This window comes from Alkalibacterium pelagium (assembly GCF_900109325.1).
Taxonomy (GTDB): Bacteria; Bacillota; Bacilli; order Lactobacillales; family Carnobacteriaceae_A; genus Alkalibacterium; species Alkalibacterium pelagium.
On sequence record NZ_FNZU01000014.1, the window covers coordinates 1 to 25,799 of the forward strand.

A 25,799-nucleotide genomic window follows, 5' to 3' on the forward strand; every position below is an offset into this window, starting at 1 on the left:
GGGCCTATAGCTCAGTCCGGTTAGAGCGCACGCCTGATAAGCGTGAGGTCGGTGGTTCGAGTCCACTTAGGCCCATTATAATACTGGCCCCTTGGTCAAGCGGTTAAGACACCGCCCTTTCACGGCGGTAACACGGGTTCGAATCCCGTAGGGGTCATAGTAATTGAATAATATTACTTTAATGGAGGATTACCCAAGTCCGGCTTAAGGGAACGGTCTTGAAAACCGTCAGGCGTGTAAAAGCGCGCGTGGGTTCGAATCCCACATCCTCCTTTACCATGACTGTTGATGCTTCAGTGATTACAGACATGGTACACTTGGACACCAGTCCACAGTGTATCTTATCGAAACATTGTTGCTTCTTGAGAAGTTTACAAGCATAAACTTTTCGAATATTTACAGGTCCCGTAGTGTAGCGGTTATCACGCCTGCCTGTCACGCAGGAGATCGCGGGTTCGATTCCCGTCGGGACCGCTTGTTTTAGGCGCTGTAGCTCAGTTGGTAGAGCAACGGATTGAAGCTCCGTGTGTCGGCAGTTCGACTCTGTCCAGCGCCATATACCTATGATAATGATGCGGGTGTAGTTTAGTGGTAAAACCCCAGCCTTCCAAGCTGATGTCGGGAGTTCGATTCTCCTCACCCGCTTTATATCAAAAACGTAAAAAAAGGAACCTCATCTACTGGGGTTCCTTTTTTTGGCATTCTTAATGTAAATTAATGAAAATAGCACGCATAGGATGATTAGAGATAGAATAAGTCGTGCAGTTATAAAGAGTGTCTGACTATAAAATGCAAAAGCGTTCATAATCACGATCAGTAAAAACAACTTAATTACATTAAACACTGGTATTAAATTATAGGTGTAAAATTGAGGCTTCAACCACACCAGTAAGGCAGTTGAGGATAATAATATAAGTGAGAACAACGAATAAATGTAAGAGAAATAAGATAAGGATACCAACAGCAAGATAAGTGTAACCCATTTAGAGACCCAGGCTGAATGGTTATTCTTTTCTACTCTTTTCAAGCTATATAAATATGTAAGAAGCATTACAAGAGGAAGTAATGTTATCGGTTCATACATTATAGAATAGGATAGGCCAATAACGGGCGTAAGAAGGTAAAGAATAACTTCAATGTTTTTCGTGTTGTTCAAAGTGGACATAGAGTCAACTCCTTTTTTATATTCTTATTAATCATATCATATTCCTCTATATGATGTGGGGTTATATTAATGCATATGCCCAGTCTAAAACTGCAGCGTGTATTTATTTCTGATTTGTGGTAAAATGGTTAAGGTTTACAATGAATTCCCGATAGGACGGCCACAACCGGTCGGAAGCCTTGTAACCGAACAAATTAGGGGGAATATTTAATGGAAAAAAGATTATTTACTTCAGAATCTGTAACGGAAGGACATCCGGATAAGATTGCTGATCAGATCAGTGATGCTATTTTAGATGCAATCCTTTCTAAAGATCCGGAAGCTAGAGTTGCATGTGAGACATTAGTTACGACAGGACTCGTTTTGATAGCAGGAGAAATACGAACAGAAACTTATGTCGATATGCAGAAAATCGCACGAGATACTATTAGAGATATAGGCTATACACGTGCAAAATATGGATTTGACGCAGATACATGTGCAGTAGTCGTGTCGATCGATGATCAGTCACCAGATATTGCAGTAGGTGTAGACGACTCTGTTGAGTACAAGTCTGAAGCTCAGGATGAGCTGGACAAAATCGGTGCAGGTGACCAGGGGCTGATGTTTGGCTATGCAACTAAAGAAACCCCAGAACTTATGCCATTGCCTATCTCGCTTAGTCATAAACTAACGCGCCAGCTTGCTAAAGTCAGGAAGAATAAAAGCTTAGATTATTTAAGACCTGACGGAAAAGCTCAGGTAACCGTAGAGTATGATGAAAATGATAATCCTAGACGAATAGATGCTGTTGTCATCAGTACTCAGCATAGACCGGATATCACAGCAGATCAGTTAGAAAAAGATATTATGGAGAAAGTAATCACTCAGGTCATTCCTTCCAAATGGTTGGATAATGACACGAAATACTATATCAATCCGACAGGGCGCTTCGTAGTGGGTGGACCACAAGGAGATGCCGGGTTAACAGGAAGAAAAATTATAGTGGACACATATGGCGGATATGCTCGTCATGGTGGAGGAGCATTCTCCGGCAAAGATGGAACAAAGGTAGACCGCTCAGCCAGTTATGTAGCCAGATACATTGCTAAAAACATAGTAGCAGCGGATTTGGCAGATAAAGTAGAAGTTCAGCTAGCCTATGCTATTGGTGTTTCACAGCCTGTATCGATTTCTATCGATACGTTTGGAACTGGGAAAATATCAAATGAGCGATTGATCAAAGCTGTAAGAGAACTCTTTGATCTTAGACCAGCTGGAATCATTAAAATGCTGGATCTTAAACGACCTATATTCAAACAGACAGCTGCTTATGGGCACTTCGGTAGAACTGATGTTGATCTCCCATGGGAAAAAACTGATAAAGCTGATGAATTACGTAAATTAATGTAAATAAACAGGCACAAGATCCTTGATACGATTTTGTGCCTGTATTTTTGACTGTATAACATTCTCTATGTTGTATATATATACATTATATCGGCTGACATACACAATAGCTGTAATAAATTCTTAAAAATTGATTTCTTGATTAGAGGGTTTATTCACTATACGAGTATAGTCACTTATGGTATACTTTTAAAGATGGATGGAATATAACACATTCTTTTCCTGCATTATATCATGACAACATTAAATGAAATGACTTTTAAATCGTATAAATAAATGAAATACTCTAGGCAGGTGAAATAGTTTGAACGAAATAGGAGAGAAATTAAAAGAAGCTCGTCAAGCTAAAGGGTACACACTGGATGATCTGCAGCAAATTACGAAGATACAAAAACGCTATCTGATCGCTGTTGAAGAAGGCAACCTTGATGTATTACCAGGCAATTTTTATGCGCGTGCTTTTATTAAACAATACGCAGATTCTGTTGGATTAAATGGAGAAGAACTGATCAATAATCATATGGACAGTCTTCCTCAAGTAAGTGAAACGACCTACTCGAAAAGTGTACAGAATACCCAGACACGTTCTAAAACCAAACGAAGTGGATTTATGGCTACTGTACAGGACAGTCTTCCTACAATACTCATTGTACTGCTTGTGATCGCTATTATCTTTGCAATATATTTAGCTGTAACCAGTGGAACTGGAAATGGCGACAGTGATTCCTTTATACAGGGTGATGAAGGTGCTGGTGTCGTTGAAGTCGATAATAACGACGATGCGGAAGAAGATGCTGAAGAAGATTCAGAAGAAGATACTCAAGACACTGGTGACGATGAGTCAGATGAAGAGGATAATGAAGAGGATACTGAAGAAGACAGTGAAGAGCAGTCCATTGAAGAAATAGATGGAACGGTTTCTACAACAACTTATGAAATCTCAGGAACTCATCCGGATAATCAGACGCTAAGTTTGTCTGCTGATGGAGCAGCCTCATGGGTAAGTATAACTATAGATGGATCTTCAACTGATTCAGGAACCATTCAACCAGGAGAAACACTTGAAGTCTCATTTGATGGAACTGTGTCCGAAGTCTCTATAATTATTGGAAATGCATCTGCAACTTCAATTGAACTGAATGGTGAATCCTTACCTTCTGCCGAAGCAGCAACAGCTGTAAGACAGGAAATGTTCATCACATTTAATTAATCATAGAAAAATAAAAGACCAGTCTTTCGTCAGTCTGGTCTTTTTCATCAGGAGGAAACAATGAATTTACCTAATAAAATCACCTTGTTCAGAATTTTTCTGATTCCCATATTTATCGTACTGGTCCTCGCTCCTCTAAATTTAGGCACGCTGACTGTGTTTGGTTCAGATATCGATATTCAGCTGCTTGTGGCAGCGATTGTGTTTTCAGTTGCGAGTTTTACAGACTGGCTGGACGGTTATCTTGCAAGAAAAATGAACATTGTATCAAACTTCGGTAAATTTGCAGATCCTCTGGCAGACAAGATGCTGGTCATGTCGGCACTTATCCTTCTTGTTGAACTAGGACTGGCCCCTTCATGGGTTGTAGCAGTTATTGTTTCCAGAGAACTGGCAGTAACAGGATTAAGACTGATTCTTGTGGAACAGGGTGGAACAGTCATGGCAGCTGCCTGGCCCGGGAAAATAAAAACGAACACTCAAATGTTCGCAATTATTTTTCTTTTGATCAATGATTTTCCTTTTGGTGGATTGAATGTTTCTGTAGGAACAATCCTGCTCTATGTCTGTCTCTTCTTTACGATATATTCAGGAGTCAATTATTTTTACGAGGCAAGAGACGTGTTCTCAGGTACTTTTTCAAAATAATAATGAATAATGAAAGGCATGCAGGTTTAATCTTGTGTGTCTTTTTAATTCATTTTGAAATGGTTTATTTTTTTCATGTGTTAAAATATTAGTGATAAATAAAATGAAAGGTAAATATTATATATAGGAGGTCTTTATGAAAGCAGAAATTATTTCAATAGGAACGGAACTGCTGCTTGGGCATGTAGTCAATACCAATTCTGCATTCCTGTCAAGAGAACTGGCTGCTTTAGGAGTCGAAGTGTACCATCATGTAACAGTAGGAGATAACCCTGAAAGACTGGTTGATGCAATTAAGCAGGCTGAACAAAGAGTCGATCTGATTGTATTATCTGGTGGTCTGGGACCTACGGAAGATGATATTACGAAAAAAACTCTAGCCAATCATCTGGGTGTCGATCTTATTCTTCACGAAGAGACTGAAAACAAGATCATAACCTATCATAAAAATTCTGATTTTAATATGCCTGAAAACAATCAGCTCCAGGCTCTGATTCTTGCAGATTCGAGACCGCTGACTAATGACACAGGATTGGCAGTAGGCATGATGCTGACCCAGAACAATCGCCATTATGCCCTCCTGCCGGGGCCACCTGACGAACTGGAGCCGATGGTTGAAAATTATCTGAAAGAAGAGATAGTCAAGCACATCCTCGATGAACAGGTGCTCGTTTCCAGAGTGATGCGGTTCTTCGGACTGACAGAAGCACAACTGGCAGAAAAAATTCAGGATATAGTAGTGAACCAGTCCAATCCTACAGTAGCAGTCTATGCGAATGACGGAGAAATAACAGTCAGAATTACAGCAAAAGCTCAGAATGAGGAAGAGGGAAATGAAGCGATAGACGATATAGAGAAAGATATAATGGAGATATTGTCCGATTACTTCTTTGGATATGGTGACAAGCGGCTGGCCGATGTCATAAAAGATATGCTGATCGAGCGAAGCTTGACTATAACAGCAGCAGAAAGTCTGACTGGAGGTGCTTTCCTCAGTGAGCTGACAAGTGATTTGTCTGCTGGTTCTATTCTGGAAGGGGGATTAGTAACTTACAGTGCTGATAAAAAGAATAAAGTTCTTAAAGTCACTAAAGAAACAATCAACAAATTTGGAGTAGTCAGCCCGGAATGTGCGATAGAAATGGCTGAAAAATCCAGAGCTATGTTTGATGCCGATATTGGTGTCGGGCTGACAGGCGTGGCAGGACCGAGTTCGCTTGAAGACCAGATACCAGGCACGGTTTATATAGGAATCGCATATAAAGACAAACAATCATTTTCAAAACACTTTCACTTCGGATATAAGCGGAATAGAAACAGACGGCTGGCTGTGCAAAATGCCTTGGAACTCGTTAGACGAGTCCTGAAAGACATGCCAATAGAGAATACGATTTTTTATGGCGAAGATAAAAAATAAACCGAATGAATGTTCGAAAAAAGCTTGATTTTTTTGATACATCAGTCTAAAATAGACATAGAGATTAGCTAAGTATTCTATATTAAAGAAGACAAGTGAACGTATACAGGAGGAAATTAAATGGCGGATGATCGCGCAAAAGCTTTAGAAACAGCAATGAAAAAAATTGAAAAAAGTTATGGTAAAGGGTCAATCATGAAAATGGGTGAAAAAGTTGACACTCAGGTCAAGACAGTACCGAGTGGCTCACTTTCACTGGATGTTGCACTAGGTATAGGTGGATACCCTAGAGGACGTATCATTGAAGTATACGGTCCTGAAAGTTCCGGTAAAACAACTGTTGCCCTTCATGCGATAGCTTCAGTACAGGCTAACGGCGGGATCGCTGCCTTTATCGATGCGGAGCATGCACTTGATCCTAAGTACGCAAGAGCACTTGGAGTAGACATCGACGAACTGCTTTTATCTCAACCGGACACGGGAGAGCAGGCACTTGAAATTGCTGATGCGTTAGTTTCAAGTGGTGCGGTGGATATGGTCGTTATCGACTCTGTGGCTGCGCTGGTCCCAAGAGCTGAGATTGATGGAGAAATGGGAGACTCGCACATCGGACTGCAAGCGAGACTGATGTCTCAGGCTCTTCGTAAATTATCCGGATCGATCAACAAGACGAAGACGATTGCTCTATTCATCAACCAGATTCGTGAAAAGGTTGGGGTGATGTTCGGTAATCCGGAAACGACACCCGGAGGACGTGCCTTGAAATTCTATTCTTCTGTAAGATTGGAAGTTAGAAGAGGAGAATCAATTAAATCCGGACAGGACATGACGGGTAACCGTACGAAAATCAAAGTTGTCAAAAACAAAGTTGCTCCACCATTCAAAGTGGCTATGGTCGATATCATGTATGGCCAGGGAATCTCACAAGTCGGGGAAATCGTAGACATGGGAGCAGACGCGGATATTATTACTAAAGCAGGCGCATGGTACTCATATGGCGATGAAAGAATCGGTCAAGGGAGAGAGAACGCTAAACAGTATCTGGTCGATCATCCTGAAATGCGTGCAGAACTTGAGAAGAAAGTTCGTACAGCCTATGGCATCGGTGATGAAGAAGACACGGAAATCATCGAAAGTACGGATCCTGAAACACTTGATCTTGATTAATCTGACTCAGCATCCTCTGAATAAGAGGGTGCTGTTTTTTTGTTTTCCTGTCGTCAGCGCCCACAAATCCTAGTTGACAGAAGGTGTAAAGACCTATAAAATTGAACTAGTATGTTTCTAATTTATTTAAATATGAAACAGAACTAATTGTGTACGATAACCTTAACAGGATATTTTAATCGATATCTGATTATTTTATACATGAAAACAAAATATTGATACGGAGGTGATTAGATGGACATACTTTCAACAGCCTTCGCTATCATCGTTGCTTTGATTATTGGTGTAGTTGCAGGATCTTATTTTACAAAACAGAGTTTTGAGAAAAGATTAGCTAATTCTAAACAAACAGCTGAAGACATTGTTGAAGAGGCAAATAAAGAAGCTGAAACTTTGAAAAAAGAAGCGTTGCTGGAGGCAAAGGAAGAAATCCATTCTTATCGAACAGAGGCAGAGTGGGAGCTGAAGGAACGTCGATCTGAAGTATCTCGCCAGGAAAATCGACTAGCTCAAAGAGAAGATAACCTAGGGCGGAAAGAAAGTACTTTGGAAAAAAGGGAAAGTTCACTGCAGAGCAGAGAGGATAAACTTTCTGCACGACAGAAAAAAGTTGAAGAGCTGGAACAGGCAGCTAAAGACCTGCTTGAGGAACAGCAGAACAAGCTTCATACAATTGCAGCTTTGTCAGAAGAGGAAGCCAAATCTATTATACTGAAGCAGACGGAAGACGACTTGTCTCGTGAAATGGCTATCATGGTCAAGCAGTATGAGGATAAAGCTAAAGTGGAAGCAGACAGAAAAGCCAAAGCGTTAGTCACACAAGCTATCCAGCGGTGTGCAGCTGATCGCGTGACAGAATCAACTGTAAGTGTGATCAGTCTGCCAAATGATGACATGAAAGGTCGTATCATCGGCCGCGAGGGACGTAACATCAGAACACTTGAGAGTCTGACAGGAATGGATCTGATTATTGACGATACTCCTGAAGCAGTCGTCTTAAGTGGATATGATCCAATCAGAAGAGAAACTGCCAAAATGGCACTTGAGAAACTCATCTCTGACGGACGTATCCATCCTGGTAGAATTGAAGAAGCTGTGGAGAAATCACGTAAGGAAATGGATGAACGAATCAGAGAAATTGGAGAAGAAGCGATGTTCGATCTGGGCATTCATTCGATCCATCCTGATCTGATGAAAATCGTCGGACGTCTGCATTTTAGAACAAGTTATGGTCAAAACGTGCTGAATCATTCAATTGAAGTTGCAAAACTGGCTGGGGTTATGGCCGCAGAACTAGGTGAAGACATTCAGCTAGCTAAACGTGCCGGGCTTCTCCATGATATTGGTAAAGCACTGGACAGTGAAGTAGAAGGGTCACATGTGGAAATCGGAGCTCAAATCGCTATGAAATATCAGGAAAATGATACGGTCATTAATGCGATCGCTTCCCACCATGGAGATGTCGAAGCTACTTCTGTCATCTCAGTCTTAGTCGAAGCGGCAGATGCTATATCTGCGGCAAGACCTGGAGCAAGAAGTGAGTCACTGGAGCATTATCTGCAGAGACTTGAAAACCTTGAGCGCATTTCCAACAGCCATAAGGGTGTCAAGGAAAGTTTCGCTATTCAGGCTGGACGAGAAGTACGCATTATTGTTAAGCCGGATGAGCTTGATGACAGTATGACGTCTAAACTTGCTAGAGATGTACGTAAGCAAATTGAAGAAGATATGGACTATCCTGGACATATTAAAGTAACGGTTATACGCGAAACAAGAGCAGTAGAATATGCTAAATAACAAACAGGTCAATCATGCAGGCATCTTGTCTGTATGATTGACTTTTTTATATCCAGTATGTATTATGAATGATTTTGATTTTTGGAGTATAAAGCTGTTAAAATAGAGAGAGCGATTAGAAAAGAGGACTGAGTATGAAAGTATTATTCATAGGAGATATTGTAGGGGCACTTGGTGTAGATATGGTCAGAGAGTGGCTTCCTCGGTTAAAAGATAAGTATAAGCCTCAGGCAACGATTGCCAATGGTGAGAATGCAGCTTGGGGACGAGGGATCACTGAAAGAGATTATAAAAAGCTTCTGCAGGCAGGGGTCGATTTGGTCACTATGGGAAACCATACCTGGGATCAGAGAGAAATCTTTGACTTTATTGACAGGGAAAAAAAGCTGATTCGTCCAGCTAATTATCCTGATAATGATGTTACGCCTGGTAAGGGACTGGCCTATATCAAAATCAATCAGCAGACTCTGGCAGTGATCAACCTGCACGGCCGAACGTTCATGGCTGATTTAGAAGATCCATTCCGTATCGGACGGGCTCTTGTTGAAGAAGCAAAAAAAATCACCCCTCACATCCTTATCGATTTCCATGCAGAAGCAACTAGTGAAAAAGAAGCAATGGGCTGGTTCATGGATGGAGAGGTCTCTGCAGTTCTTGGCACACATACGCATGTGCAGACCAATGATACGAGAATTTTATCCCAAGGCACGGCTTATCAGACCGATGTCGGAATGACAGGCTTCTATGATGGTGTCCTGGGGATGAAAAAAGAGTCGATTCTTCAGAAATTTACTACTCAGATGCCTAACCGGTTTGACGTGCCGGAAACGGGTCGGACGCGATTGAATGGCTGTTACCTGGAGATAGACAATACCAGTGGAAAAGCTGTTGATATCAAGCCTATCCGTATTGATGAAGATAATCCGTTCTTCGGTTGACCAATTGAACGATAGAAATTAGAAAGAGTGAGCATGATGCCCCAGAAAACTAAGCATACTCCTATGATGGAGCAGTACTTATCAATAAAAAAACAGTATCCATATGCCTTTCTGTTTTATCGTCTAGGCGATTTCTATGAATTGTTCTTTGATGATGCGGTAAAGGTTGCCCGGCTGCTTGAGCTGACCTTGACAAGTAGAAATAAGAATGCGGAAGAGCAGATCCCCATGTGTGGGGTGCCTCATCACTCTGCCAAGGGATATATTGATACCTTAATAGAAATGGGCTACAAAGTGGCGATATGCGAACAGGTGGAGGACCCGAAACAGGCCAAGGGAATGGTCAAAAGGGAAGTTGTCCAGGTTGTCACACCAGGGACGGTCATGCAGTCCAAGACAGTCGAGGCCAAAGAGAACAACTATATAGCAGCTGTGGCTTCTCTGCACCCCCACATCGGTCTGTCCTACGCTGATCTGACTACTGGTGAAATCAAAGTGACTGAAGTGGAGTCCCTTCAGGAGGCAGTGAATGAACTGGTGTCGATTCAGTGTAAGGAAGTGATCATTGAAGCTGGAGAATTTCTGGACCTGCAGGAAACGCTCGCTCAGCACTACAATATGTCTGTCTCGCATCCTTCTTCAGATGATCATCAGCACCCATTATCCAGTCTGACTGAATCGATTCAGGACCGCTCGCTTATCAGAGTCATTGATCTGCTGTTGGCTTACTTGTCAGAAACACAGATGAGGAGTCTGGACCACCTTCAGGAAGTTCAGTTTTATGAAACAAGAAATTTCCTGTTGTATGGACAGGATGCCAGAAGAAACCTTGAGCTGACTACATCCTTGAGAGACGGATCAAAAAAGGGTACCTTGCTTTGGCTGATGGATGAGACCCAGACAGCTATGGGAGGACGCATGCTGAGATCCTGGCTTGAAAAGCCGCTGATAAGGAAAAAGCAGATCGAGGAGCGGCTGGACAAAGTAGAAGGTCTTCTCAATCACTTTTTTGAGCGGAATGACTTGGTCGAGGTTCTCAAGAACATCTATGATTTAGAGAGATTGGCAGGAAGAGTAGCTTTTGGGACAGTCAATGCCAGAGATCTGATCCAACTCAAGCAGTCTCTTGATCAGATTCCTCATGTAACAGATATCATTGACAGGCTCAATGCAGAAAAGATCTGGGACAGTTATTTAAATCAGCTGGATCCGATCAATGACGTGCGGGATCTGATCGAGCAGGCTATCGATGAAGATCCCCCGATATCAGTTACTGATGGAGAGATAATCAGAAGAGGTTACCACGAACAGCTTGACAAATATAAGGAAGCTATGACTAACGGTAAACGCTGGATGGCAGAACTCGAACAGCAAGAAAGAGAAGCTACTGGCATAAAGAATCTGAAAATAGGCTTCAACAAAGTGTTTGGGTATTATATAGAAGTGTCTAAAGGCAATGTAAGTAAACTGCAAGAAGGACGTTATGAAAGAAAGCAGACCCTGACAAATGCTGAAAGATACAGCACACCAGAACTCAAAGAGAAAGAAGCACTGATCCTTGAAGCAGAGGAAAAGTCAAAAAATCTCGAGTATGACTTGTTTGTCGGTGTCCGTCAGATGGTCAAAGAAGAGATAGACAGGTTGCAGAAGCTGGCTCGTGCTGTTGCAGAAATTGATGTGCTTCAGAGTTTTGCTGCCGTCAGCGAGGAATACAACTATGTAAGACCAAAGTTTTCAGTTGATTCGCAGGATATCCATATTAAAAACGGCAGACACCCTGTAGTGGAAAAAGTCATGGGGGAACAGTCATATGTGCCAAATGATGTAGATCTGACTAAGGAGACATCCGTTCTTCTGATTACTGGACCGAATATGTCAGGTAAAAGCACGTTTATGAGGCAGCTGGCACTCAGTGTCATTATGGCTCAGATGGGCTGCTTTGTACCGGCAGAAAGTGCTTCTCTGCCTGTGTTCGACCGCCTGTTTACTCGTATAGGGGCGATGGATGACCTGATCGGTGGCCAGAGTACCTTCATGGTCGAAATGAACGAAACGAATCAGGCTCTCCAGCACGCTACAGAAAACAGTCTGCTTCTGTTCGACGAGATCGGTCGGGGGACTGCCACCTATGATGGCATGGCACTTGCGGAAGCCATCATTGAATATGTACATGATAAAATCAGAGCGAAAACATTGTTTTCAACCCACTATCATGAGCTGACAGTCCTGGAAGAAAGGCTTCAGGGACTGAAAAATGTACATGTTGGAGCAGTTGAAGAAGAAGGAAACCTTGTCTTTCTTCACAAAATGATGGAAGGCCCGGCGGATAAAAGCTATGGGGTTCAGGTGGCCAGATTAGCCGGCTTACCGGACTCTCTTCTTGACCGGGCTGGACATATTCTGTCTGATCTGGAACAGAAGGAAGACCATCTATTCGAGGATAAAGATGAGCAGTCTGTTTCAGTGAAAGAAATCAGTCAGATGAAGCAGGAGCAGCTGAACCTCTTTGATGATCTGACGACTAACGAAAAAGATGTGATTTCAGCACTGCAGAAAGTGAATGTACTCAATACGACCCCGATTGAAGCATTGCAGCTTTTAAGCCAGCTGCAGGACAAAATTGAAAACAGATGAGTGAAAGGCTGAGTGACCAAATGACTCCAAAAATCCAAATCATGTCGTCCACCCTGGCCAATCAGATAGCAGCGGGGGAAGTGATCGAACGTCCTGCTTCGGTGGTGAAGGAACTGGTGGAAAATGCCATCGATGCAGGCAGTTCGAAGATCGAAGTGTTTGTCGAAGAAGCCGGATTGAACCGAATACAAGTAATCGACAACGGTGAGGGTATCGCTTCTGAAGAAGTGCTTTCTGCATTTGAGCGCCATGCAACGAGTAAGCTGATTTCCAATGACGACTTGTTCCGCATCAGAACACTTGGTTTCAGAGGAGAGGCACTTCCAAGTATCGCCTCTGTATCCAAAGTTACTGTAGAAACAGCACAAAGCAATAAACCCGGCAGACGACTGGTTCTGGAAGGGGGAGAAGTGGTCGAGGATTCTGCAGCTAAGTCAAGGCAGGGGCTGTCAGTAACCGTAGATGAACTGTTTTATAATACACCGGCCCGACTAAAGTATGTAAGGACTTTGAAGACGGAACTGTCACACATCACTGATGCAATCAACCGGTTTGCCCTTGCGCACCCTGAGATAGCTTTCAAGCTCGTATCAGACGGATCTGTCATGATCCGGACTTCCGGAAATAAAGAGCAGATACAGGCAATCGCGGGGGTATATGGAGTCGACACAGCCCGTAAAATGAAGAACATAAGTAAAGAGTCATTTGATTTTAACCTGGACGGGTTCATTTCTCTTCCTGAAGTGACAAGAGCAAGCAACAATTACATCACTTTGATCGTGAATGGGCGAGTGATAAAAAACTATGCCTTGAATAAGGCTATTGTTGAAGGTTACGGATCGACATTGATGGTTGGACGTTACCCTGTTGCGGTAATCAAAATCACAATGGATCCGCTGCTGCTGGATGTAAATGTGCATCCGACTAAACAGCAGGTCCGCATCAGTAACGAACGGGAACTGGGACAGCTGATCTGCCAGACAATTAAGGAGCGGTTAAGTCAGGAAAACCGGATCCCTAATGCGCTGGAAAATGTGTATAAGCCGCAGAGTAGAAAACAGACAGACAAGATGGTCAAGCCCGAACAAACACGCTTTCAGTTCGACCGGAGATCATCTGATACTTTTTCAGATGAATCATCAGAACGACTTCTGGAGGATGACCAGCGTTTTACTATGAGAGAAGACGTTGGACTAAGCAAGGCTGAAAACTGGAATGAAGAAGCAGAAGATTCTAACTTCAAAGAGCACAGACAGCCAAGCGCTACAGCTGGCCTCGAAACGCATGAAGAACCCGTTGTCAGAACGGCTATGAAAATAGATTCTATCAGCCAGACACACTCCCCATTTCCTGAACTTGAGTATATTGGACAGATGCACGGAACTTATTTATTTGCTCAAAATGAAAAAGGGTTGTATATTATAGACCAGCATGCTGCTCAGGAAAGGATCAAGTATGAGTACTATAAGGCGACGATATCCGAACATGGTACGGACTTGCAGGAACTGCTGGTCCCGCTTGTTCTTGAATATCCTGCCGATGAAGCACTCGTAATCAGAGACAATCTGGACAAACTAAAAGAAGCATCCATCAATCTGGAAGATTTTGGTCAGAACAGCTTTGTCATAAGAAACCATCCGAGCTGGATGATTGCCGGACAGGTAGAAGAGACGATCAAGGAAATGATCGACTTTTTCCTAGCACATAAAAGCCTGACTGTTGCCAAGTTCAGGGAAGCGACGGCCATCATGATGAGCTGTAAGCGGTCGATCAAAGCCAATCATTACCTTTCGCCACAAGAAGGGATGCAGCTGCTGGTAGATTTGAAACGCACCCAGAATCCTTACAATTGTCCGCATGGCAGGCCGGTACTGGTCAGCTTTACGACAAATGACATGGAAAAGATGTTCAAACGGATTCAGGACCCTCACTAAGGAAAGGAAGACGTCACATGGATAAAAAAGAACTGAAACAGAAACTCACGCCGATCCAGTATGAAGTTACGCAAAATAATGCAACGGAACGGCCTGGGACTGGAGAATATGACCAGTTTTTCGAAGATGGTATTTTCGTCGATGTAGTCAGTGGTGAACCACTGTTTTCGTCAAATGACAAATATGATGCAGGCTGCGGCTGGCCCTCATTTACTAAGCCGATAAAGAAACGTACAATAAAAGAGAAAAGAGATTCGACTTTCGGTATGGAACGAACAGAAGTCAGAAGCAGTGAAGCTGATTCGCACCTCGGTCATGTCTTTACAGATGGACCACAGGATAAAGGCGGTTTGAGATACTGTATCAATTCGGCTGCCATGCGCTTTGTTCCAGTGGATAAGCTGGAGGAAGAAGGATACGGCGAGTATCTGGCGGAATTCAAATAAACTAAATGATAAACTGAAACACCTGTTCTTAACTTGACTTAATGGACAGGTGTTTTTGTGTTATAATAGTGAAGATTAACTAACGGTAAGTGAGGGTAATGATATGTTTGAATATATAAAAGGGACCGTAGCACATCTCTATCCTGGGTATATTGTGATCGACAATCAGGGAATCGGATATAAAATACTGATGGCGAATCCTTTCAGGTATACGGATCAGATCAGTCAGGAAACGCTGATTTATGTCTATCAGGATGTTAAACAGGACAGTATGCAGCTATTTGGGTTCAAGACGATGCAGGAGAAAAATCTGTTTCTGAAGCTGATCAATGTGTCAGGAATCGGGCCGAAATCCGCTCTGGCCATTTTAGCTAATGATAATCATAAAGGATTCGTTCAGGCAATAGAAGACAACAATGTCACATTTCTGACTAAGTTCCCTGGTGTGGGCAAGAAGACTGCTCAGCAGATCGTTCTCGATTTGAAAGGGAAACTGTCTGAATTTGAAGGAACAGATGTGGAAGGCCTAGAAGGACAACAGGCCTTTGACATGCCTGAAGGATCGAACCAGTCCTTTGAAGAAGCTATCGAGGCGTTATTGGCACTGGGTTACACCAAGAAAGATGTAGCGAGAGTAAGAAAACAGTTTGATGATCGGAAGAAGCTGAGTACGGATGCTTACATACGGGAAGCTCTGTCTTATCTGATGAAAAAATAGGCCAGTGAATAAAGGAGAACGTTATGGAAGACAATCAACATCTGACATCTGAACAGGTAATGGACTCGAAGGAACAGTCTTTGGAGCATACGCTCAGACCACAACGTCTGGCTCATTACCTCGGTCAGGAAAAAATAAAGAAGGAACTGTCGATATACATCGAAGCGGCGAAAAACAGGGAAGAAGCGCTGGATCATGTTCTTCTCTATGGCCCCCCAGGACTCGGAAAGACCACCATGGCCATGGTGATTGCCAATGAAATGGGAGCAGAAATCAGGACAACCAGCGGCCCGGCAATTGAAAAGCCAGGTGATCTGGTGGCCCTGCTGAATGATCTGGAGCCAGGAGGGATCTTATTTATCGATGAGATTCACCGGATGCCGAGGATTGCAGAGGAAATGCTGTATTCCGCAATGGAAGACTTCTACGTGGATATCATTATCGGCCAGGGAGAAACGGCTCATCCCGTCCATTTTCCCCTTCCCCCTTTCACATTGATCGGTGCAACGACTCGGGCCGGATCCCTGTCGGCACCTCTGAGAGACCGGTTCGGTATTCTGGCACATATGGAATACTATACCAAGGAAGAGCTGGAAAAAATTGTGCTTAGATCGGCATCTGTACTGCAGACGGATATCGTGGAAGACGGGGCGCTGGAAATTGCCAGAAGGTCCAGAGGCACGCCCAGAATTGCCAATCGTCTGCTCAAGCGAGTAAGAGATTATGCACAAGTCAGAGGAGAAGGCATCGTCGATAAGGAGAATGCTGCTTCAGCTTTAGATCTGCTGAGTGTAGATCATAAGGGGCTGGACAGCGTCGATCACAAACTGCTCAAGACCATGATCACTCTTTATAACGGCGGACCAGTAGGGCTGAATACTTTATCGGCCAATATCGGAGAAGAAATGATGACGATAGAAGATATGGTCGAACCTTTTCTGCTTAAAGAAGGCTTTATTCAAAGGACGTCTCGTGGAAGAATGGCTACTCAGAAGGCGTACGACCATTTCGACCTGATGCATCTGATGAAGAAGTAAATCACAGAAGGAGAACACGCATGACATTAACTACAAATGATTTTGATTTTGAATTGCCAGAAGAACTCATTGCCCAGACACCATTGAAAAACAGATCTTCCTCTAAAATGATGGTATTGAACAAGGAAACAGAATCTATTGAAGACAGGCAGTTTGAAAGTATTATAGATGAACTGAATCCGGGTGATGCGCTTGTAATGAACAACACACGGGTCCTTCCGGCCAGACTATACGGAGAAAAAGAAGACACAAAGGCTCACATGGAAGTTCTTCTGCTTAAGAACCTCGAGGGAGATAAGTGGGAAACCTTGATGAAGCCGGCTAAAAAAGCTAAGCCGGGAACAGTCATTACGTTCGGGGATGGACGTCTGAAAGCGACCGTTATCGAATCTCTGGAACATGGTGGACGAATCGTAGAATTTTCTTATGATGGAATTTTCCTGGAAACACTGGAGTCACTTGGTGAAATGCCGCTTCCGCCGTATATCAAAGAACGTCTTGATGACAGCGAACGTTATCAGACCGTTTATGCGAAAGAAAATGGATCAGCTGCTGCACCGACAGCCGGTCTGCATTTCACGGAGGATATCCTTGAGAAAATACAGGAAAAAGGAGTCAAGCTCGTTTTCCTGACGCTTCATGTGGGATTAGGCACGTTCCGTCCGGTGAGTGTAGATAATATCGAAGAACATAAGATGCATGAAGAGTTCTATCAGCTGTCAGAAGAATCTGCAGCCACTTTGAACAAGACAAGAGACGAAGGTGGGCGCATCATAGCTATCGGAACCACGTCAATCCGTACACTGGAAACAATCGGTCAGGAATTTGACGGCAGATTCCAAGCAGCCAGTGGATGGACAGATATTTTCATAGCACCTGGCTATCAATTTAAAGCTGTGGACGGATTTTTGACTAACTTCCATTTGCCTAAGTCGACGCTGATCATGCTGGTCAGTGCATTTCTCGGTAGAGATTTCGTATTAGAAGCATATAATCATGCTGTTCAGGAAAGATACCGTTTCTTCAGCTTTGGAGATGCGATGTTTGTAAAAAAGAGATAAAAGAGTAGGAGTAAGTTATGAGTAATCATCCAGTCACATATACATTAGAGAAAAAAGATAAACGCACAGGAGCCCGCCTGGGTAAAATCACGACACCTCACGGAACTTTTGAAACACCGATGTTCATGCCTGTAGGAACCTTGGCAACCGTTAAGACTATTGCTCCTGAAGAACTTGAAGAAATGGGAGCAGGCATCATCTTGAGCAATACGTATCACCTCTGGTTGAGACCAGGAGAAGATCTGATTGCTGAAGCGGGAGGTCTACACGCTTTCATGAACTGGGACAAAGGGATACTGACCGATTCAGGTGGGTTTCAGGTCTTTTCACTTTCAGATATGAGAAGAATCGAAGAAGAAGGGGTCCACTTCAAGAGTCATCTGGACGGATCCAAGCTTTTCCTTTCTCCTGAAAAAGCCATTAATATTCAGAACAAGCTGGGACCGGACATCATGATGTCCTTCGACGAATGCCCCCCATTTGATGAAAGTTATGATTACGTCAAGAAATCGGTTGAACGGACCTCCAGATGGGCAGAAAGAGGACTGGAAGCTCATCAGAACCCTGACAGACAAGGGTTGTTCGGAATTGTTCAGGGAGCTGGATTTGAAGATCTGCGTAAACAGTCTGCTAAAGATCTGACTAGTATGGACTTTGCCGGTTATTCGATCGGTGGACTATCTGTCGGTGAACCGAAAGAAGATATGTATCGGGTGCTCGATTTCACTACACCGCTGCTACCTGAACACAAGCCCCGCTATCTTATGGGGGTGGGGACACCGGATGCGCTGATTGAAGGAGTCATGCGTGGAGTCGACATGTTTGACTGTGTGCTTCCGACCCGTATTGCGCGTAACGGGACGACCATGACCAGCAAGGGACGTGTCGTAATTAAAAATGCCATCTATGCGAGAGATTTCAGACCTCTGGATGAAAAATGTGGATGCTATACGTGCCGGAACTATACTCGAGCATACTTGAGACACCTTCTTAAATCAGACGAAACTTTCGGACTGAGACTGACGAGTTATCACAACCTCTATTTCCTGCTGGATCTGATGAAAAAAGTCAGACAGGCAATCAGGGAAGACAACCTGCTTGAGTTCAAAGAACAGTTTTTCGAGGAGTACGGATACAATAAACCGAATGCTAAAAACTTTTAGAAGTTTTTAATGAGACTAGTAATTTTCTCTGAAATTTGCTAAGGTATGTAATGAAACATTAATATCGTTCTCTTTGAAAACGAGATAATCAAGAATAAAACAGGAAATTAGACGGAGGAATGACTATATGGAATTAATTATTGGAATGCTGCCCTTTTTAGTACTGATGGGTATCATGTACCTGCTGATGATCAGACCACAGCAGAAACGTGCAAAAGAGACTCAAAACATGCTCAGCTCATTAGGAAAAGGCGATTCGATCGTCACGATCGGTGGTCTGCACGGCATTGTAGATGAAGTGAATGAAACAAGCAACACAGTAGTAATCGACTGTGAAGGGATTTATCTGACCTTTGAACGTCGTGCTGTTGCACGAATCGTCACTAAAGCATCTGCATCTGGAACACAGACTGAAGAACTGGGAACAAACACACCCGAAAAAACAGCAGACAGCGAGTAAGGACTGAAGGAGTAGTTATACCCCTTTCGAATGAGTAAAGGAGGTAATCTCTTGCACTTTATAATAGATGATGATGATTTTGAGGTTTGGCTTAAAAGAAAGCTGATTGAATTCCGTCGTAACGGCTATGATGAGATCAGTTTGGAAGACTTGTGGGAGTACTGCACTGCATACAAGTGGAAGCACTACAGACCATCCAGGTATTATCAGAAAGTCGATGATATTCTGACGATCACATTGAATGACTATTTCAATTATGCTTCGCTAAAAGCTCAAGTGTATAATGTCTCTTCTCTGGATGATATGGAGCTTGATGATTTATTAGGATAAATTTGGATAAAACAAGCAGGATGGTCGGTCTCATTCTGCTTGTTTTATTTTTTTACACTGTCGAATGTCATAATAGAGTTGATTTTATAGTCGTTTGGCCATTTTATTTCTAGTATAATAACGTAAAAGACGGAGGAGTTTTGAAGGCGCTATGAGATACGGACTGCTGCTTTTTGACGAACCTAAACGGGATACGTCCAGAAAAATAATTCATATCGATATGGATGCCTTCTATGCTTCAGTAGAGGTTAGAGAAAATCCTTCCTTAGCGGGTAAGCCTGTTATTATTGCCCGCCACCCTAAAGAAACGGGTGGGCGCGGTGTGGTGGCAACAGCAAGTTACGAAGCTCGGACCTACGGGATCCATTCAGCCATGAGTGCTCAGAAGGCTTACGAACTGTGCCCGAACGGTGTGTTCATAAGACCGAATTTTGAGCTTTACCGGGAAACGTCAAAACAAATGCATAACATTTTCAGACGGTATACTGATAAAATTCAGCCACTCTCTCTCGATGAGGCCTACTTAGATGTCAGCACGAATTATATCGAGCAGAAAAGTGCGACCATCATTGCACAAGCCATCAGGCGGGATGTAGAAAAAGAATTGAGACTGACCTGCTCGGCTGGGGTGTCCTATAATAAATTTCTGTCGAAAATCGCTTCTGATTTTGATAAGCCCAACGGCATCACAGTTATTCCACCTGAGAAGTCACATGAATTTTTAATGGCTCTGCCAATTGAAAAGTTTCATGGCGTAGGAGCCAAATCAGTAGAAAAAATGCATAGTCTGAATATTTACACTGGACAGGATTTGTATAAGAAAGATGAGCTGGACTTAGTCAGTCATTTTGGGAAAATGGGTCACTCACTTTATCGCAAGGTGAGAGGGATCGATGACAGTGAAGTGAAAAACGACAGGGAACCTAAGTCGATTGGAAAAGAATCGACGTTCTCTGAAGATCTGAAGACAGAAAATGATGTGATTAAGGCATTGAGAATTCTCTCACAGAAAGTCATGCACAACCTGAAAAGAAAACAGAAACACGGAAAAATCGTTGTGCTTAAAATAAGGTATGAAAATTTTGATACGATAACGCGTCGACGCTCTTTTCCAGATTACATTAAAGGAGAAGAAGAACTTTTTCAGATTGCTTTATCCATCTGGGAAGAGGAAACGTCTGCTTTAGGAGTGAGACTACTAGGAATCACTGTGACCGGACTGGAGTCAGTGATCTTTGAAACGATTCCTCTGCCGTTATGGGAAAAGAAAGCTACCGAAAGGAAACCTGATAGAGATGAAAACCAAACACGAACAGATCATTGATTTTATCGAGTTACTGCCAGTAGGTGAGAAGCTTTCGGTAAGGCTGATCGCCAAGGAACTCCAGGTCAGTGAGGGGACAGCATACAGAGCTATAAAAGAAGCGGAGAACAATGGCCTGGTTTCTACAATAAAGCGAGTAGGCACGATCCGTATCGAACCAAAAAATAGTGAACACATTGAAAACTTGACCTATGATGAAATTGTAAAGGTAATTGATGGAGAGGTTCACGGCGGTGAGAAAGGGCTGAAAAAGACCCTGACAAAGTTTATCATCGGAGCAATGACCGAAGAAGCCATGCTGCGCTATGTCACTGAAGAGTCACTGATGATCATCGGTAACAGAGAAGAAGCCCAGCAGCTTACTTTACAGAACGGTGCAGCTGTACTTATAACAGGGGGATTCAAGCCCAGTCAGACAGTGGTCGATCTGGCCAATCAGAAGGAGTTACCACTGATCAGTACGTCCTACGACACCTTCACAGTGGGCACGATGATCAACCGGGCAATGACCGACCAATTGATAAAAAAAGAAATTCTTCGCGTCCAGAATATCTTTACACCTCTAGAACGGACACAGTTTCTAAATAAAGAAGATACAGTATATACTTACAGAATGCTCAATCAGAAAAGTGGACATTCCAGGTTCCCCGTTGTTCTTTCAGATGGCCGACTGGCGGGAATTGTTACAGCTAAGGACGTGGTTGGGCAGGAAGATACGGCATTGATTGAAAAGGTCATGACTAAAAACCCTGCTTCGGCAAGGAAATACATGAGTGTGGCTTCGATCGCTCATACAATGATATGGGATGGTCTGGAAGTAATGCCTGTGGTCAGCGATGAATTAAAACTTGTCGGCGTCATCTCCCGTCAGGATATCATGAAAGCCATGCAGACTGTACAAAAACAGCCACAGTCGGGGGATACGATCTCTGATCAGATCAATCAGCTTATTACTGAAAAAGATGACAACTTGTTTTCCTTTTCAGTTACTCCGCAGACTACTGACAGCATGGGCACGATCTCATTCGGCGTGCTCAGTGAAGTCGTGACGGAGACAATCTACAATTACCTTTCAAAATACAAGAAAAAGAATCTGGTTGTTGAACAGATGAATCTGCATTACTTCAACATGATTCAGTTAGGCAATGAACTGACGATCAAACCTTCTGTGATCGATGAAAATCGTCGATCAGCTCGACTGGATGTCGAGATTTATTCGGAAAATGCATTAGCCGCAAAAGCGATTGTGGTGTGTCAGCTGATCCAGAAGAGATAATATAAAAGCTACAACTGAAAAGGAGAAATGCATGTGTTACTAGAGACAGTCAATAAAAAGGACAATAAAATCAAGAAAGATCTTTGGGAGTATATCAAACAATGGGATACGATCATCATACACCGTCACGTCAGACCTGATCCGGATGCTATTGGTTCCCAGTGCGGACTGAAAGAACTGATCAGAGCGACCTTTCCTGACAAGGATGTGTATGCGGTCGGTACAACAGTAGATGATCTGGAATATCTGGATCAAATGGATGAAGTGCCGGAAGACATATACGAACAGGCTCTAGTCATTGTTACTGATACAGCCAATATCAAGCGCATAGACGGTGAGCATTATAAAATGGCGAAACAGTGGATCAAAATCGATCACCATCCTCTAGATGATTCTTATGGAGAGATTGAATGGGTCAACACTGACGCGAGCAGCTGCTGTGAAATGATTGCCGATATGTGGCTTAGCTACCCGGATGAGATTAAGATGACTGCTAAAGCAGCCCGTCTTTTGTATGCAGGAATTGTCGGGGATACGAACCGCTTTCTATATGATGCGACATCACCCTTCACCATGCAAATTTCTGCTGAGCTGATGCGTTTTCCGTTTTCACATACAGAAGTGAACGATAAAATGAATGTGATCAAGCCTCAAGCAGGTAAACTAATGGGATATGCCCTCGATCAGTTTACAGTTTCAGAAGAGGGGGTCGGACATATTATTCTTACAAAGACATTATTGAAGTCGCTTGGAATGGATGACAGCGAGACGCATCAAGTGGTTCCTTTGCTTGGAAAAATAGAAGGAGTAAAAGTATGGGCAGTATTTGTCGAACAGTCAGACAGTGAATTTAGATGCAGACTGCGTTCGAAAGGACCTGTGGTAAATGAAATTGCCCAGAAACATGGAGGCGGCGGCCATCCTCTGGCCAGTGGCACGCATGCAAAAGACGAGGAAGAAATTGTACAGATCCTTAAAGAACTGACTGATCAGGCGAAAGCTTATTAATAAAAGTCCGTCTGAGGGCTGATAACCATTTCACACGCACATGTTATAATTAAGTGATGATGTATAACTGTTTAAAGGGATAGAAGTAAGATGAGGGAACAATCATGACTAAAAATCAATTAAAGAAAAAACTGAAAAATATGTTCAGTCAAACCATGCATAAACTGAAACCTGTACTGAAACGGTCCTGGATAGTAGGGAAACGCAAATGGAAAAAGTTCCATATGACTAAACTGCTCATATTGACTGTTCTTTCCATTGCGCTATTATTCAGCGTTTATCTGGCAGTCCTCGCCAGAACAGCTAATGTCAATGCATTGAGAGCGGGGCTGGAACAGTCGACTACTATAATGGATGATCAGGGAGAGGAAGCTGGAACGCTATATGCACATAAAGGGTCATTCGTGGAAATGGACAAGATCTCCCCTCATATTGTTAATGCAGTAATATCGACAGAAGATCAGCGGTTTGAGAAGCATCACGGATTTGATCCGATCGGTCTGGGACGTGCAGCTGTGGGGTATGTTATAAACAGAGGGCAGATAGTCGGTGGTGGGAGTACAATCACCCAGCAATTGGCTAAGAATGCCTATCTCTATGCAGATCAGACCCTGATGAGAAAGCTGAGGGAGCTGTTTCTGGCTATAGAAATAGAGAAGCACTACACTAAAGATCAGATACTGGAAATGTATCTTAATAACGCCTACTTTGGTAATGGGGTATGGGGTGTTGAAGATGCCTCTATGAAATACTTTGGGAAGGGAGCGTCTGATGTGACAGTTCCCGAAGCCGCAGCTATCGCAGCCATGCTTAAGGCGCCTAGTCATTATAACCCAATCGACAATTATGAGCGGTCGATCAGCAGAAGAAACGTCGTGCTGTCATTGATGGAAAATACTGGAACGATCACTGGAGAGGAAAGAGCCAGCTATCAGCAGACTGGACTGACTCTGGTTGACAGATATAACAGCACAGATGGCTACCGCTATCCCTATTATTTTGATGCTGTCATAAACGAAGCAGTTAACAGGTACGGATTTGAAGAAGAAGACCTGATGAACAACGGGTACACGATCTACACTTCCTTGAATCAGACTCATCAGCAGCAGATGGATGCAGTCTATGCCAGCAACAGCAATTTCGAAGTGGCTGCTGACGGAACAGCGGTGCAGAGTGCATCTATCGCACTTAATCCTAAAACTGGCGGAGTGAGCGCAGTCATTGGTGGTCGAGGAGACTACACTTTCCGAGGATTCAATAGAGCAACGCAAATGAGAAGGCAGCCAGGATCAGTAATCAAGCCTCTGGGCGTCTTTACACCAGCACTGGAAGCGGGCTATGCGCCTGATTCATTGCTTAACGATGAGCTGCTCTCTTACGGTGAAACAGATTATACCCCAACGAACTTATCTGGTCATTATAGCGGAGAAGTTCCGATGTATAGAGCTTTAGCAGATAGTCTCAATGCACCGACGGTCTGGCTGCTCAATGAACTCGGGTTGAGAAAAGGGATGAATAAAGTTGAACAGTTCGGTTTAAGAGTAACGGACAAAGACAATCACCTGGGAGCTATCGCATTGGGTGGGATGGACAGAGGTGTTTCTCCTATGGAAATTGCCAGTGCGTACAGTGTTTTTCCAAATGAAGGAATCAGAAAAGATCCGCACTTTATTACACGAATTGTCGATGCCACAGGAGCTGTGGTTGTGGACAATACTTCTCCCAGATCAAAACGTGTGGTATCCGCTAAAGTAGCCGATCAGATGAACAGCATGCTCTTAAGCGTGTTCGATAACGGGACTGGACGAAACATTCAGCCAGCCGGTTTCAAGATAGCGGGTAAAACGGGGACAACACAGACAGAATCAGGTACAGGAGCAACTGACCAGTGGGTGGTTGGCTATACACCTGACCTTGTGATCACAAGCTGGATGGGTTATGATCAGACAACTGACAATCACTATCTCAACTCAGCAACGTCTCAGGGGATCGGACAGGTATTCAAGTCTGAAATGGAGGCCATCCTTCCCCACACGGAGCAGTCTACTTTCCTGGTAGAAGAAGCTGGATCAGAATTTAGAGTTGAAGAGCCTTCATTTATGGATAGAATGACTGAAGGGCTGGACGATGCAAGTGAATTTATCAGAGAGGGCTCCTCTGTGATCCGTGAACGTGCCGGAGAGCTGTTCAGACAGTTCCGCAGTCGACAGTCAGGACAGTAAGTAAATTAAAGCCTTTTAATCTTTTCTGGCAAGACTATTCAATTCGTGATAAACTTGTATAGTAAAGAAAAAGCTCGACATAGAGCGAAAATTGAAGGGATGAGACGATGGCTGTCAACATTTATGACACGGCTAACCAGTTAGAACAGGAATTAAGAAACACTGAAGAATTTACAACATTAGAAACGGCATTCGGTGCTGTTAAAGAAGATGAAGAGGCAAGTCGCGTATTTAACGAATTCCGTCAAGTACAGCAGACGATCCAGCAGAAACAGATGATGGGCCAGGAAATTTCTGAAGAAGAAGCAGCACAGGCTCAGGAAGTTTCAACTAAAATCAGTCAGAATGAAATCATTACTAAACTGCTTGAAGCTGAAAAGCAAGTCGGCCAGATGATCGACGACATCAACCAGGTAGTACTAAAACCTGTTAGAGAATTATATCAATAAAAGATC

The 25,799-nt window shown here is 43.2% G+C and carries 21 protein-coding genes, 6 tRNA genes and 1 riboswitch; all 27 genes read left to right on the forward strand.

Translation table 11 applies throughout. The features are described 5' to 3' along the window. The 27 genes from BMX79_RS10360 to BMX79_RS10495 all read left to right on the forward strand — a co-directional run bounded on the left by BMX79_RS10360 (nucleotide 1) and on the right by BMX79_RS10495 (nucleotide 25,793). Nucleotides 1-75 (forward strand) — tRNA-Ile (locus BMX79_RS10360). Nucleotides 76-85: 10 nt separating this feature from the next. Further along, a tRNA-Glu gene (locus BMX79_RS10365) sits at nucleotides 86-157 on the forward strand. 26 nt (nucleotides 158-183) lie between these two features. After that, nucleotides 184-273, forward strand: a tRNA-Ser gene (locus BMX79_RS10370). 128 nt (nucleotides 274-401) lie between these two features. Next, a tRNA-Asp gene (locus tag BMX79_RS10375) sits at nucleotides 402-474 on the forward strand. 9 nt (nucleotides 475-483) lie between these two features. Further along, nucleotides 484-556: transfer RNA gene (locus BMX79_RS10380), tRNA-Phe, on the forward strand. Between the two features lie 18 nt (nucleotides 557-574). Continuing rightward, nucleotides 575-645: transfer RNA gene (locus BMX79_RS10385), tRNA-Gly, on the forward strand. A gap of 650 nt (nucleotides 646-1,295) precedes the next feature. Beyond that, a riboswitch (SMK box riboswitch) is annotated at nucleotides 1,296-1,378 on the forward strand. Continuing rightward, on the forward strand, nucleotides 1,376-2,557 hold the full coding sequence (gene metK / locus BMX79_RS10395; RefSeq protein WP_091482394.1) for a methionine adenosyltransferase: 1,182 nt from the start codon (nucleotides 1,376-1,378) through the stop codon (nucleotides 2,555-2,557). Its footprint overlaps the riboswitch before it by 3 nt. A gap of 301 nt (nucleotides 2,558-2,858) precedes the next feature. After that, nucleotides 2,859-3,764, forward strand: coding sequence for a helix-turn-helix domain-containing protein (locus BMX79_RS10400; protein WP_091482396.1), 906 nt, complete (start codon nucleotides 2,859-2,861; stop codon nucleotides 3,762-3,764). A 60-nt stretch (nucleotides 3,765-3,824) separates the two neighbouring features. Next, entirely contained in the window at nucleotides 3,825-4,412 is a 588-nt protein-coding gene (gene pgsA / locus BMX79_RS10405; RefSeq protein WP_091482399.1) for a CDP-diacylglycerol--glycerol-3-phosphate 3-phosphatidyltransferase, read from the forward strand. A gap of 136 nt (nucleotides 4,413-4,548) precedes the next feature. Beyond that, nucleotides 4,549-5,829 carry a competence/damage-inducible protein A gene (locus BMX79_RS10410; protein WP_091482401.1) on the forward strand — a complete coding sequence of 427 codons (1,281 nt, stop codon included), beginning with the start codon at nucleotides 4,549-4,551 and terminating at the stop codon, nucleotides 5,827-5,829. A gap of 120 nt (nucleotides 5,830-5,949) precedes the next feature. Further along, nucleotides 5,950-6,996 carry a recombinase RecA gene (recA, locus tag BMX79_RS10415; protein WP_091482403.1) on the forward strand — a complete coding sequence of 349 codons (1,047 nt, stop codon included), beginning with the start codon at nucleotides 5,950-5,952 and terminating at the stop codon, nucleotides 6,994-6,996. A 234-nt stretch (nucleotides 6,997-7,230) separates the two neighbouring features. After that, nucleotides 7,231-8,793: a ribonuclease Y gene (gene rny / locus BMX79_RS10420; protein WP_091482405.1), complete on the forward strand. Its 1,563-nt coding sequence runs from the start codon at nucleotides 7,231-7,233 to the stop codon at nucleotides 8,791-8,793. A gap of 134 nt (nucleotides 8,794-8,927) precedes the next feature. Beyond that, a complete protein-coding gene (locus BMX79_RS10425) occupies nucleotides 8,928-9,731 on the forward strand; it encodes a TIGR00282 family metallophosphoesterase (RefSeq protein WP_091482407.1) in 804 nt (267 codons plus the stop codon). Between the two features lie 36 nt (nucleotides 9,732-9,767). Continuing rightward, nucleotides 9,768-12,365 carry a DNA mismatch repair protein MutS gene (gene mutS / locus BMX79_RS10430; RefSeq protein WP_091482409.1) on the forward strand — a complete coding sequence of 866 codons (2,598 nt, stop codon included), beginning with the start codon at nucleotides 9,768-9,770 and terminating at the stop codon, nucleotides 12,363-12,365. A 20-nt stretch (nucleotides 12,366-12,385) separates the two neighbouring features. Then, the gene (gene mutL / locus BMX79_RS10435; RefSeq protein ID WP_091482523.1) at nucleotides 12,386-14,299 is read left to right on the forward strand and encodes a DNA mismatch repair endonuclease MutL; all 1,914 of its coding nucleotides are present in this window, start codon (nucleotides 12,386-12,388) and stop codon (nucleotides 14,297-14,299) included. A gap of 17 nt (nucleotides 14,300-14,316) precedes the next feature. Then, nucleotides 14,317-14,745, forward strand: a complete 429-nt coding sequence (gene msrB, locus BMX79_RS10440; protein ID WP_091482411.1) for a peptide-methionine (R)-S-oxide reductase MsrB — start codon at nucleotides 14,317-14,319, stop codon at nucleotides 14,743-14,745. Between the two features lie 103 nt (nucleotides 14,746-14,848). Then, nucleotides 14,849-15,463 carry a Holliday junction branch migration protein RuvA gene (gene ruvA, locus BMX79_RS10445; RefSeq protein WP_091482413.1) on the forward strand — a complete coding sequence of 205 codons (615 nt, stop codon included), beginning with the start codon at nucleotides 14,849-14,851 and terminating at the stop codon, nucleotides 15,461-15,463. A gap of 23 nt (nucleotides 15,464-15,486) precedes the next feature. Further along, a complete protein-coding gene (gene ruvB, locus BMX79_RS10450; RefSeq protein WP_091482415.1) occupies nucleotides 15,487-16,500 on the forward strand; it encodes a Holliday junction branch migration DNA helicase RuvB in 1,014 nt (337 codons plus the stop codon). Nucleotides 16,501-16,520: 20 nt separating this feature from the next. After that, nucleotides 16,521-17,561 carry a tRNA preQ1(34) S-adenosylmethionine ribosyltransferase-isomerase QueA gene (queA, locus tag BMX79_RS10455; protein WP_091482417.1) on the forward strand — a complete coding sequence of 347 codons (1,041 nt, stop codon included), beginning with the start codon at nucleotides 16,521-16,523 and terminating at the stop codon, nucleotides 17,559-17,561. A 17-nt stretch (nucleotides 17,562-17,578) separates the two neighbouring features. Continuing rightward, nucleotides 17,579-18,724 carry a tRNA guanosine(34) transglycosylase Tgt gene (gene tgt / locus BMX79_RS10460; protein WP_091482419.1) on the forward strand — a complete coding sequence of 382 codons (1,146 nt, stop codon included), beginning with the start codon at nucleotides 17,579-17,581 and terminating at the stop codon, nucleotides 18,722-18,724. A gap of 127 nt (nucleotides 18,725-18,851) precedes the next feature. After that, nucleotides 18,852-19,184 carry a preprotein translocase subunit YajC gene (gene yajC, locus BMX79_RS10465; RefSeq protein ID WP_091482421.1) on the forward strand — a complete coding sequence of 111 codons (333 nt, stop codon included), beginning with the start codon at nucleotides 18,852-18,854 and terminating at the stop codon, nucleotides 19,182-19,184. A 51-nt stretch (nucleotides 19,185-19,235) separates the two neighbouring features. After that, on the forward strand, nucleotides 19,236-19,514 hold the full coding sequence (locus BMX79_RS10470; RefSeq protein WP_246117695.1) for a post-transcriptional regulator: 279 nt from the start codon (nucleotides 19,236-19,238) through the stop codon (nucleotides 19,512-19,514). 151 nt (nucleotides 19,515-19,665) lie between these two features. Beyond that, entirely contained in the window at nucleotides 19,666-20,838 is a 1,173-nt protein-coding gene (dinB, locus tag BMX79_RS10475) for a DNA polymerase IV (RefSeq protein WP_091482424.1), read from the forward strand. After that, complete coding sequence (locus tag BMX79_RS10480; protein ID WP_091482425.1) at nucleotides 20,810-22,114, forward strand: DRTGG domain-containing protein; 1,305 nt, start codon at nucleotides 20,810-20,812, stop codon at nucleotides 22,112-22,114. The genes dinB and BMX79_RS10480 overlap by 29 nt, the downstream gene beginning before the upstream one ends. A gap of 33 nt (nucleotides 22,115-22,147) precedes the next feature. Beyond that, nucleotides 22,148-23,122, forward strand: a complete 975-nt coding sequence (locus tag BMX79_RS10485; protein ID WP_246117694.1) for a DHH family phosphoesterase — start codon at nucleotides 22,148-22,150, stop codon at nucleotides 23,120-23,122. 104 nt (nucleotides 23,123-23,226) lie between these two features. Then, nucleotides 23,227-25,344: a PBP1A family penicillin-binding protein gene (locus BMX79_RS10490; RefSeq protein ID WP_091482428.1), complete on the forward strand. Its 2,118-nt coding sequence runs from the start codon at nucleotides 23,227-23,229 to the stop codon at nucleotides 25,342-25,344. 107 nt (nucleotides 25,345-25,451) lie between these two features. Continuing rightward, the gene (locus BMX79_RS10495; protein ID WP_091482430.1) at nucleotides 25,452-25,793 is read left to right on the forward strand and encodes a YlbF/YmcA family competence regulator; all 342 of its coding nucleotides are present in this window, start codon (nucleotides 25,452-25,454) and stop codon (nucleotides 25,791-25,793) included. The last annotated feature ends 6 nt before the right edge of the window (nucleotides 25,794-25,799 follow it).

Excerpts from the sequence above, each read along its gene's own strand:
- ruvA (WP_091482413.1), top strand. The coding sequence starts at position 14,849 with ATGTTTGAATATATAAAAGGGACCGTAGCACATCTCTATCCTGGGTAT.
- yajC (WP_091482421.1), top strand. The coding sequence starts at position 18,852 with ATGGAATTAATTATTGGAATGCTGCCCTTTTTAGTACTGATGGGTATC.
- mutS (WP_091482409.1), top strand. The coding sequence starts at position 9,768 with ATGCCCCAGAAAACTAAGCATACTCCTATGATGGAGCAGTACTTATCA.
- BMX79_RS10495 (WP_091482430.1), top strand. The coding sequence starts at position 25,452 with ATGGCTGTCAACATTTATGACACGGCTAACCAGTTAGAACAGGAATTA.
- msrB (WP_091482411.1), top strand. The coding sequence starts at position 14,317 with ATGGATAAAAAAGAACTGAAACAGAAACTCACGCCGATCCAGTATGAA.
- BMX79_RS10410 (WP_091482401.1), top strand. The coding sequence starts at position 4,549 with ATGAAAGCAGAAATTATTTCAATAGGAACGGAACTGCTGCTTGGGCAT.
- mutL (WP_091482523.1), top strand. The coding sequence starts at position 12,386 with ATGACTCCAAAAATCCAAATCATGTCGTCCACCCTGGCCAATCAGATA.
- rny (WP_091482405.1), top strand. The coding sequence starts at position 7,231 with ATGGACATACTTTCAACAGCCTTCGCTATCATCGTTGCTTTGATTATT.
- ruvB (WP_091482415.1), top strand. The coding sequence starts at position 15,487 with ATGGAAGACAATCAACATCTGACATCTGAACAGGTAATGGACTCGAAG.
- recA (WP_091482403.1), top strand. The coding sequence starts at position 5,950 with ATGGCGGATGATCGCGCAAAAGCTTTAGAAACAGCAATGAAAAAAATT.
- BMX79_RS10480 (WP_091482425.1), top strand. The coding sequence starts at position 20,810 with ATGAAAACCAAACACGAACAGATCATTGATTTTATCGAGTTACTGCCA.
- dinB (WP_091482424.1), top strand. The coding sequence starts at position 19,666 with ATGAGATACGGACTGCTGCTTTTTGACGAACCTAAACGGGATACGTCC.
- BMX79_RS10425 (WP_091482407.1), top strand. The coding sequence starts at position 8,928 with ATGAAAGTATTATTCATAGGAGATATTGTAGGGGCACTTGGTGTAGAT.
- BMX79_RS10490 (WP_091482428.1), top strand. The coding sequence starts at position 23,227 with ATGACTAAAAATCAATTAAAGAAAAAACTGAAAAATATGTTCAGTCAA.
- pgsA (WP_091482399.1), top strand. The coding sequence starts at position 3,825 with ATGAATTTACCTAATAAAATCACCTTGTTCAGAATTTTTCTGATTCCC.
- tgt (WP_091482419.1), top strand. The coding sequence starts at position 17,579 with ATGAGTAATCATCCAGTCACATATACATTAGAGAAAAAAGATAAACGC.
- queA (WP_091482417.1), top strand. The coding sequence starts at position 16,521 with ATGACATTAACTACAAATGATTTTGATTTTGAATTGCCAGAAGAACTC.
- metK (WP_091482394.1), top strand. The coding sequence starts at position 1,376 with ATGGAAAAAAGATTATTTACTTCAGAATCTGTAACGGAAGGACATCCG.